The 9,844-nt window shown below is 62.7% G+C and carries 6 protein-coding genes; 1 reads left to right on the top strand and 5 read right to left on the bottom strand.

Features of this window, described 5'->3' with window-relative positions; all coding sequences use genetic code 11:
- Nucleotides 1–66 precede the first annotated feature (66 nt).
- The 5 genes from ACW9HX_RS28395 to ACW9HX_RS28375 form a co-directional block, all read right to left on the bottom strand.
- Nucleotides 67–2,025 carry a DUF1302 domain-containing protein gene (locus tag ACW9HX_RS28395; protein ID WP_457383125.1) on the bottom strand — a complete coding sequence of 653 codons (1,959 nt, stop codon included), beginning with the start codon at nt 2,023–2,025 and terminating at the stop codon, nt 67–69.
- Nucleotides 2,026–2,070: 45 nt separating this feature from the next.
- Nucleotides 2,071–3,357 (bottom strand): phospholipase, encoded by a 1,287-nt coding sequence (locus ACW9HX_RS28390; protein ID WP_457383124.1) that lies wholly within the window; start codon nt 3,355–3,357, stop codon nt 2,071–2,073.
- A 255-nt stretch (nt 3,358–3,612) separates the two neighbouring features.
- Nucleotides 3,613–5,181, bottom strand: coding sequence for an FGGY-family carbohydrate kinase (locus ACW9HX_RS28385; RefSeq protein WP_457383123.1), 1,569 nt, complete (start codon nt 5,179–5,181; stop codon nt 3,613–3,615).
- Nucleotides 5,182–5,201: 20 nt separating this feature from the next.
- The gene (locus ACW9HX_RS28380) at nt 5,202–6,797 is read right to left on the bottom strand and encodes a glycerol-3-phosphate dehydrogenase/oxidase (protein ID WP_457383122.1); all 1,596 of its coding nucleotides are present in this window, start codon (nt 6,795–6,797) and stop codon (nt 5,202–5,204) included.
- Nucleotides 6,798–6,802: 5 nt separating this feature from the next.
- Nucleotides 6,803–8,398 carry an FAD-binding oxidoreductase gene (locus ACW9HX_RS28375; RefSeq protein ID WP_457383121.1) on the bottom strand — a complete coding sequence of 532 codons (1,596 nt, stop codon included), beginning with the start codon at nt 8,396–8,398 and terminating at the stop codon, nt 6,803–6,805.
- Nucleotides 8,399–8,609: 211 nt separating this feature from the next.
- Between ACW9HX_RS28375 and gliR the strand changes: the two genes are divergently transcribed.
- Entirely contained in the window at nt 8,610–9,641 is a 1,032-nt protein-coding gene (gene gliR / locus ACW9HX_RS28370) for an AraC family transcriptional regulator GliR (protein WP_457383120.1), read from the top strand.
- The last annotated feature ends 203 nt before the right edge of the window (nt 9,642–9,844 follow it).

Raw genomic sequence — 9,844 nt, 5'->3', positions numbered from 1 at the left:
CAACAACTTGAATGACATACCGCATTCGCGAGCAAGCCCGCTCCCACATTGGGCTGCGCGCTGTGATTAAAGGAAATACTTGAGGTTGAAACCGACGTTGTCGCGGTCGCGAATGCCGTTGTTCTGCCCGCCGCCCCAGAACTCGGTGTACTGCAATTCGGCTTCGAGCTTGTTCTGGTAGTTGGCCTTGACCCCCAGCGTGTAGGCCTTGCGACCCTCGATGGCGTTGCCGGCCTGGTAGCTGTTGCCCTTGAAGTCGTCCTTGTAGACGACGTAAGGCGAGACGTTGATCCCGGCGTACACGTCGTTCCAGGTGCCGTTGAACATCACCGTGTAGCTGTAGGAATTGCGGTTGACCTGATCGTCGCGATCGCCGCCGGACACGTACGAAGTGTTGCCGGTGCCAGCGTAGTAACGGGTGCTGCCGTCGTAGGCGGTGTATTGCAGGCTGCTGCCGCGCAGGTGCTCGGAGGCCAGTTCGAAGATGCCGAACATCGAGTCGAACGACAGCGTCGGGCCGAAGTTGTAGATGCTGCCCAGCGAAGTGTTGAACGCTTCCACCCGCTCGGCGTTGTTGATCTGGCTGTCGAGGGTGACCATTTGCCCGCCGACGTTGATGGTCTTGCCGGACACGGCTGCGGCAGCACCGTTGGCCAGATCGCCGATCAGGTCGTTGGTGGCTGCGACGCCGATGGGCAGGTTCGGCCGATAGGCCAGTTCACCGAATACCGAGGCATTGCCCAGCGTGGTGTTGAAGCTGAAACCGTACATGCGGATGTCTTCGGCATAGCGCCGATGGGCCTGGATGTTGCCCATCACATCGGCAGTCGCCAGACCGTTGGCGAGGGCTCCGGCCTGACTGCCGGCAACGCTGGAGAGCATGTTGGTCAGGGCATTCATGTCGATGCCCTTGTAACCGCCCAGGTCGGCTGAGATGGTCGGTTCCTTGGCGTGGTAGTTGACCATGTACAGGCCGAACTCGGTGCTGTTGAGCTCCTCGGCGATGTAGCGAAAGGCAAAACCGAACTGGCCGTCGTTGCGCGCGTTGTAGTCCTTGCCGATCGACGCCACTTTCAGGGTGTTGCCGTAGGCCGGAGTCACGCCGTTGGCATAGAGGCCGGTGGATTTCAGCGCCGAGCCGAGCAACGGGTTGTTGCCCAGCGCGCTGTACAGTCCGATGACGTTGCCGAACCCCGGCACCGGCGTATCCAGCGCGGTGCCGCTGAAGTTGTTGTAAGCGGTGTTGCCGCCGTCGGCGAACAGGTCGGTCTGCGAGTAGAACGTGCCGACCGGGTCGATGCGGGTTTCTTTCCAGTTGGTCTGGTAGAAGCTCTCCATGGTCAGGCTGTCGGTCAGCCCGATGTTGAAACTGACCGCCTCCACTGGCATCAGCACTTCCTTGACCTCGGCACCCGGCAAGCGATATTTCGCGGCGTCCACCGGGTTCGTGGTGTTGACACCGCCGCGATAGAAAATCCCCTCGCCCCAGTTGAACACCTGACGCCCCACCCGTGCGGTGACCGGCATTTGCGCAACGTCCCAGCTGCCGTGGACATAGGCATCGAGCATCTCGATCCGGCTGCCGGCGATGTCGCGGGTCTGGCTGGTGAAACGGTCGTCCTGAGGATAACTCTGGCTCGGTTGCGACGGGCTGTTGTTGCGGTAGTAGTCGTTGCGTTTGTCCATCAACTGGGTGTCGTAGAACGCCGTGCCGCGCAGGAACATCCCATAGTTCTGGTAGTTGGCTTCCAGCTCCGAAGTGATCTTGTACACCTCGGAAACCAGCCCGGTGTCGAAGTTGCGATTGCCGTCGTTGGTGTTGACGTCATCGTTGTTCTTGTCCCGGCCCTGGACCCGCCACAGGCGGCCATAGGACAAGGTCGTGTCGAGCGAGCCGGTGACCTGATTGTCCAGCACGCTGAACTCGGCGGCCTGCACCGCGTCGACTGCGCAGAATTGCAGCAGCCCTGCCAAACCGACACCGGGGAGCGCCACGCCAGACAGGCGCAATCGAGTGTTGATCATCTGTTCCTCCTTCCCTGTTCTTATTGTTGTGTGTAGCCGCGATGCTTAGGGCGCCAGCCCCGCGCTGACATAAATCCGGCTGTGGGCGCCGAAGTGGCTGAGCAATTTCAACAACTGCCCGTTAAGCGCCGGATGGTCGAAGCTCTCTTGCTGCAACTGATTGCCTGCGCTGAAATCACTGGTGGCCGGTGCCGTTTCCAGCCATTGACCGATAGCGTCATCGAAGGCTGCCGAGTCATCTACGGACTCGGCACTCACCACTTCGCGCAGGTAGTCCACGGAGTACGGCGGGTAATGCGCGTCCCCGGCGGCATCGGCGTAAGCGTCGAGCATCGGATGCGGCTGACCGGCGCGCAGCACACGACGCAGCCAGGTCGACTGGTATTTCTCGACTTCCATGTGGCGGGTCGCGACCCGTTCGATGGACGTCTGTTTGTCATCTGCAAAACCGGCCAGCGCCTTGGCCTCCAGCAGCAAAAGGCTGGGCAGTTCGACGCCGGGCAACGGCTTGGCGTGATACGGCTGGGTCAGGTCCTGAACGTGGTGCAGGCCCCAGCCGAGAAAGCGATAACCCCAGTAAGGATGGCCGCTGGCAAACGCCAGTCGCGCCAGCCCCATGTACTGATACGCGCGCCAGTCCGGCCAGCTGCGCTCAAGAAATCCGGCGGCCGCGTACACCACCGGACTCTCATGGAAGAAGCCCATGTGGAACGGCGCCTGGGAGCTGTACTGGAAGCGCGAATCGCCAAACGGCTGTGGGCCGAAGCCGTACAACGCGGCGACTTCACCGGGGTTGTCGCTGAACAGATTGATGTCGTGGCCGTAATCCGGTTCATCGGCGGCGCTGGCCAGCACGGCCAGGGGCGCGACTTTTTCGTGATCAGACACGCGAATGAAACGCTGGCGATTCCACGGCGAAAGCGTCTGCTCGACCATGACCTGATCGGCCTGCAAATGTTCGCGCTCCGGGAGGTCCTTGCCCGGCAGCGGCTGGATGACCATCGCCAGATGAATCTGCGGGTTGATCCGCAGCGCGGTGAGGAAGTCGTGGCGCAGATTGTCCCCCGGCATAGCGGGCAACTTGAGGTTGTCGGGGCGCGGCGGGTACTGCTTGAAGTGCTCGCGGGCGAAGCGTTCCTGCTCATCGAACAAGGCGACGATTGCCGGGTATTGCTCGGAGAGAAACTGCTCCAGCGGTTCGACTTCAACGGGCGGCGCATCGCGCAACGCCGGCAGGTCCTGCAACGCCAGATAGCTGCCCACCGTATGGTTCGACCAGCCCCACGCCGTCGGGGCCATTGCGCAAAGCAGCAAGAGGGAGATCAGCTTCATTGCTTCTGGTTCTTGTTGGATGTGCCGTGGGGGATGAGCCTAACAATCGACCCCGCCTCTGACACTGTCCGATCTCACCAGAAAAGTTCTCCGATAGCGCCACGCGCATGGCGCAAAAAAACGCCTCCGTCCCCTGTGGGAGCGGGCTTGGTCCGGGCGGCGTTCCGACGAAAGCGGAGTATCAGTCACCGATTGTTTCAATGACCCACCGCCTTCGCGAGCAAGCCCGCTCCCACAAGAAGATGTGTAGTTTTTCTAGGCCGGGTAACCGGTGATCTTGCGGATGCTCTGATACAACGGTTTGAGCTGCCGATACATGCGCAGATAAACGTCCTTGTACAGTCGCTCGTAGACCTGCTGCGCCTCGGGTTGCGGCTCAAACACCGCGCCGACCCGGGTCATCGCCGCGATCGCCGAGGGGAAATCCGCGTGTAGCCCCAGCCCGACCGCGCAGCAAATCGCCGCGCCCAGACCGGACGCTTCATAGACGTGCGGACGCTCCGCCGGCAGGCCGAAAATGTTCGCCGTGAGTTGCATCGCCGCATCACTTTGCGAGCCACCGCCGGCGACACGCAAGCGAGTGACGGAGATCTTCGAGCGCTTTTCGATTTTCTCCATGCCCTGGCGCAACGCGTAGGCCAAGCCTTCAAGGATCGCCCGGTAAATGTGCGCGCGGGTGTGCACGTCGCCGAAGCCGATCATCGCGCCTTTGGCTTCCACACCCGGTTCGCGAATCCCAGGCGACCAGTACGGTTGCAGCATCAATCCCATCGACCCCGGCGGGACCGCATCGACCAGCGCATCGAACAGTTGCTCGGGCTCGATCCCCTGCTCCTTGGCCTGCTGCATTTCCCGCAGGCCGAATTCGTTCTTGAACCAGCTGACCATCCAGTAGCCGCGATAAATCATCACCTCGCAGTTGTACTGATCCGGCACCGCCGACGGGTACGGCGGAATCAACGGGACGATTTCCAGATAGCGCGAACGGGTGCTGGTGATCGTTGCCGTGGTGCCGTAGGACAGGCACACCGTGCCCGAGTCGACGACGCCGGAACCGAGCACTTCACAAGCCTTGTCGGCCCCCGCCGCGATCAAAGGAATGCCTTCGGGGATGCCGGTGTGAAGACTGGCTTCGGCGCTTATATGGCCGAGGGTTTCACCGGGTTTGTGCAAGGTCGGCAGTTGCTCGGGGCGCACCGCCAGCGCCTGCCATTTCCAGTCACGGGTTGCGGCCCAGCGCAGGCGTTTGAAATCGAACGGCAGGTAACCGACGCAACACCCCACCGAGTCGACGAAACGCCCACACAGGCGATAAGTGAGAAACCCCGAGAGCAGCAGAAACTTGTCGGTCGCCGCCCACACGTCAGGCTGATGGCGGGCGATCCAGTTGGCCTCGGCCTGGGCGCGAAAGTAATCCACCGTAGCCTGCGCGCCGGCGAGTTTGAACAGCCAGCCCCACGGTCCCTTGATCCCGCCTTCGACTTCGCTCTGACGTTGATCGAGCCAGAGAATCGCCGGGCGCAACGGCTTGCCCTGGGCATCGACGTTGATCACCGTGCCGCGCTGAGTGGTCAGGGAAACACCGGCAATCTGCGAACGATCGATACCGGTTTGCGCCCACACCTGCTGGCAGGCCTCGCCCAGTTTCGTCCAGTAATATTCCGGATCCTGTTCGGCCCAGCCCGGTTGCGTCGAGTAATAGGCCTGCAATTCAACCTTGCCCTTGCCGAGCAGGTTGCCCTGCAAATCGAAGAGCAGCGCGCGCACGCTCTGGGTGCCATTGTCGATGGCCAGCAGGTAACGCTTGTTCGGGTGGTTGTCCATGGAGCTCTCTTCGAAGGGCATCACTGCGCGATTTCCGGCAGGCCGTGATGGCGTTGCCATAACGCCTGGTAGCGTTGCTGTTCCTGTTGCCAGTGTTCGTCGCTCCAGCCCAGCCGTGGTTGGCAGAGACGGCGAATGGCCGGGAAATATTCCGCGCCACCACGGGGCAGCAACAGGCCGAGCCGGGTTCGGCGCAGCAGCAGGTCATCCAGATGCAGGACCATTTCCGCCTCGCAGGCGAAGGCCAGTTCCGCCCACAAGGTGTCGGTGGCGCCGACGGTGTCGTGGCCCAGTTCGGCGAGCAGTTGCGCCAGCCTCGGCAGGTCCCGGCCATGTCGCCCGGCCAGACGTCGCCACTGGCCAGGACTGAGGCCCGGAATTGTCAGTGGCGGCACGGCGGCAAATACCGGCGCGGCATCGTCATCGAAGGAACGGCCGAGCATGTCGGCACACGCTTTGAGCACTTCGATGGCTTGCGGGCGGAACGTCGTAAGCTTGCCGCCGGCCAGGGTGACGCAACCCGGTTCCAGCCACAGCACATGCTCACGGGTTTCGTTCGACGGTTTGTCCTGATGCTCACCCGCCGCACTGCCCACTACCGGGCGCACGCCGGACCAGGTTGAAAGCACGTCGGCCGCTGTCACTTCAGCGCCGGGAAACTGCTGTCGGCAGGCGGCTAGCAGGTAGTCGAGTTCTTCGCCGCTGATGCTCGCGCTCTGGTCCAGACTCTCGCGGTGATCGAGGTCCGTGGTGCCGACCACCGTGGCGCCTTCCCACGGGAAAACGAACACTGGCCGACGATCCCGCTCATGCAGAAACGTGAACGCCTGCGCCACCGGCAAGCGCCAGCCCGGCAACAGCAAATGACTGCCGCGCAACGGACGCAACTGGCGCGGAGCCTCGGACGGACGCAAGCGCTCGGCCCAGGCGCCGGTGGCCACTGCCAATACACCACAACGTAATTGCAGTGATGTGCCGGCCTCGCAATCTTCGACCTGAACTCCACACAACCGCCCGTTTTCCCGCAGCAGATGTTCGACGCGCACACCGTTGAGCACCACCGCGCCGTCGGCCCGCGCTTCGCTCAATACGCGCATTACCAGCCGCGCGTCATCGGTCAGCGCATCGACAAAACAGGTGCCGCCCAGCAGGTCATGTTCTTTCACCCCCGGCGCCAGATAACGCAGTTGCTGCGCGTCGTGAAAACGATGGTCGCGCCGCCCCGCCAGTGCGTCATAGATCGACAACAGACCACCCAGCACCCGAGGCCCGGGAAAGCTGCCGCGATAGTGCGGCATCATGAAGCTCATCGGTTCCACCAGCCCCGGCGCTTCATCGAGCAGGCGCTGGCGTTCGCGCACCGAATCACGGGTCAGGCGCCACTGGCCTTTGGCGATGTAGCGCAAACCGCCATGGACCATTTTCGAGGAACGACTGGAGGTGCCCCAGGCGAAGTCACGCTGCTCCAGCAGCAGGCAACGCCAGCCACGGCGCGCGGCTTCACGCAGGATCCCGGCGCCGCTGATGCCGCCGCCGATCACGATCAGGTCCCAGGTTTCACCCGCCAACGTCGGCAGGACTTGCTGACGCCATCCGGCGTTCCAGTCCGCGCTCATCGCCTTCACTCCTGCAACAGCGTGCCGGGGTTCAGGCGCCCGGCCGGGTCGAAGTGCCGGCTCAGCGCCTGCAAAGTGTCCATCGCCAATGCGCCCTTCTCGCGCGGCAGGTACGGCGCGTGATCCTTGCCCACGCCGTGCTGGTGACTGATGGTGCCGTGGTTGTCGACGATGGTCTGGCTGGCCGCGTATTTGAGTGCTTTCCAGCGGGCGAGCGTGGCGGGATAGTCCGCCGCCGGGCGAAACACATAAGTGGTGTAGATGCTCGAGCCTTCGCCGTAGACGTGGGACAGATGCGTGAACACATGCACCCGTTCGCCCTCGGCCGCCAAGGCATCGCGCAGGCTGTTTTCGATCCGGTTGAGCAGGTTGTCGACGTTGCTCCAGTCGGTGGCGGTTTCGAGGGTATCGACCACGTAACCGGCGTTCCACAGGTTCTCCCGCAGGTACGGAAACCGGAAGCGGTTCTGCGCCCACTTCTTGCCGAGTAAAGTGCCGGTGAACACGCCGCCGAATGCCTTCAGATGCTGACGGGCCTGACTCAGGGACAGCGCATTCTGCCGGCGATTACCGGTCACGCCGAAGGTCAGCAGGCATTTGCCCTGCCCGGCGCCGCGCAGGTTCAGGTACTTTTCCAGCCAGGCGATCTGTTGCGGATGGCCGGCCAGTGCCAGTTGAGTTTCGGTTTCCACCGCGTTGGATAAGCGCAGCATCGACAGCGGTACCCGCGCCTGGGCGAGTTGCCTAATCGCTTGCAGCGCCTTGCTCCAGCTGGGCAGAAAAACACCGTAGAAACGCTCATCGGCCGGCAGCGCACTGACGCGCACCTTGACCTCGGAAATGATCCCGAAACGCCCCTCGCAACCCAGCACCACTTCGCGCAGATCAGGGCCGGCCGCCGAGGCTGGAAAAGTTGGAATCTCTAGCGGCCCGGCAAAGGTTTCCAGCGTTCCGCCGGCGAACAACTGCTCGATCCGCCCATAGCGCAGCGACTGCTGGCCACTGGAACGACTGGCCACCCAGCCGCCCAGCGTCGACAACTCCCACGACTGCGGGAAATGCCCAAGCGTGTAGCCACGGGCGCGCAACTGACTTTCCACCTGCGGGCCACTGGCGCCGGGACCGAAAGTCGCCAGCAGGCTTTTTTCATCGAGGTCGAGCAGGCGATTCATCCGCGCCAGCGACACCGTCACCACGGGCCGCGCAGAGTCTGGCGGGTTGATGTGCCCGGCCACCGACGTGCCGCCGCCATAGGGAATCAGGCAAAGGTCCTGCGCCTGGGCGAGCGCCAGCAACTGGCGGATGTGCTCGGCGGTTTCCGGGAACGCCACGGCGTCGGGATAGTTACCCAGCGCGCCTTCACGCAACGCCAGCCAGTCCGGCAGGCTCTGGCCACGGGCATGCAGCAAGCGATCATGGGCGTCGATGCTGTACAAGGCGTGTTCCGCCAGCCGCGAGACCGGCACGCGGGCCAACGCCGCTTCAAGCGTCGCGTCGGGCAGCGCTCGTCCCTCCCCCAGCCGCTCATGGAGAAAACTTGCGCCCTGGGCCGGCAGTTCGACCACCGTGGTTGCATCTCCCCAGCCGTTCCAGCGTCGCATGCGTGTGTCCTTCTGTGCAGTCTGATCAGTGAGATTTCAGGCCCTCATACTAGTCAGCCGGCCGAAAGTGTCACGGTCGCATCCGGCCAGTTCGAGTAGCCAATTGAGTCAAACGTCGCGCAAGCGTCAGCCATTTACTTTAGTCGTGGATTCAAATTACCTTTCAGGGCGCTCATCCGCCCGTGGCAGCCTCGATCAAGGGAATACGGTCATGCAATCGCTCGGCTTCACCTCCGTTCCGCCGCTGCTCAAGTACCTGCGCCATGCCGAACACCTGGGCATGGCCATCGAGCCTGCGTTGGCGGCGGCCGGGTTGCAGGCGCAGCAGTTGAGCGACAACAGCCTGCGCCTGCCGGGTGAAACCCATGAACGGTTGCTCGATTACTTTTGCGAGCACTCGGGCGACCCGCTGTTCGGCCTCAACGCCGCGAATTTCGTACTGCCCAACTCCTGGAGCGTGCTGGGCTACATCACCATGAACTGCGCAACACTGGGCGATGCCATGAGCCGCATCATGCCGTTCGAAAAACTGGTGGGCGACATGGGCGTCAGCCGCGCCGAGGTGCACGACAGCCACGTGCACCTGATCTGGAGCTGCCGCTTTGAGCGCCCGCGGATTCGCCGGCATCTGGTGGAAAACGTGCTCGGTTCCTGGCTGCAATACGCACGCTGGATCGCCGACACCCAGCTGTCGCCGGCCGCTGTCTGGCTGGAACACTCAATCCCGGCGGACACGACGCTGGAACAATACGAACAGTTTTTCGAATGCCCGGTGCTGTTCGATCAGCCGTATTCCGCGCTGATCGTGCCATTGCCGTATTTGCAGTTGCCGTTGCGCCAGGCCGATGCGCATTTGCTGCGCACGCTGGAGGAACACGCGCAAAGTCTGATGGCGACACTGGAGGATGCGTCGCTGGAGCAGCGGGTGAAAAGCATCCTGCGCCAGTTGCTCAAGGAAGGTCTGCCGCGCAAGGAACAGGTGGCCGAACATCTAGCCGTCTCGGTGCGCACGCTGCAACGCCAGTTGCATCAGGCCGGCACCTCGTATCAGCAGATCCTTGATGATTTGCGCCAGGAACTGGCCGAGCACTACCTGCTCAACAGCACCTTGCCGATTCAGGATATTGCGCAGTATCTGGGCTTCACCGAACCGCGCTCGTTTCACCGCACATTCAAGAGCCGGCGCGGGATGCCGCCCGGTGAGTTTCGGCAGACTCATCGGGTTAGTGGTGGTGCCGAATAAGTGTGCGACTCACAGCAGCCCCCTCACCCCAGCCCTCTCCCAGTGGGAGAGGGAGCCGACCGCGAAATGCTCACGATCTACGCCGACCTGAAAGAAACTCCGTGAATCCATAATCGCCACGATCTTTCAGGTCGATGTATGACGATAGACACCTCGGTCAGTCCCCTCTCCACTGAGAGAGGGAGCCGACCGCGAAATGCTCA

It is taken from the genome of Pseudomonas sp. SDO52101_S400 (assembly GCF_054071635.1).
Note: the sequence above shows the minus strand (reverse complement) of the source record. Positions and strands in the feature narration are given on the sequence as shown.

Excerpts from the sequence above, each read along its gene's own strand:
- ACW9HX_RS28395 (WP_457383125.1), bottom strand. The coding sequence starts at position 2,025 with ATGATCAACACTCGATTGCGCCTGTCTGGCGTGGCGCTCCCCGGTGTC.
- ACW9HX_RS28390 (WP_457383124.1), bottom strand. The coding sequence starts at position 3,357 with ATGAAGCTGATCTCCCTCTTGCTGCTTTGCGCAATGGCCCCGACGGCG.
- ACW9HX_RS28385 (WP_457383123.1), bottom strand. The coding sequence starts at position 5,181 with ATGGACAACCACCCGAACAAGCGTTACCTGCTGGCCATCGACAATGGC.
- ACW9HX_RS28380 (WP_457383122.1), bottom strand. The coding sequence starts at position 6,797 with ATGAGCGCGGACTGGAACGCCGGATGGCGTCAGCAAGTCCTGCCGACG.
- ACW9HX_RS28375 (WP_457383121.1), bottom strand. The coding sequence starts at position 8,398 with ATGCGACGCTGGAACGGCTGGGGAGATGCAACCACGGTGGTCGAACTG.
- gliR (WP_457383120.1), top strand. The coding sequence starts at position 8,610 with ATGCAATCGCTCGGCTTCACCTCCGTTCCGCCGCTGCTCAAGTACCTG.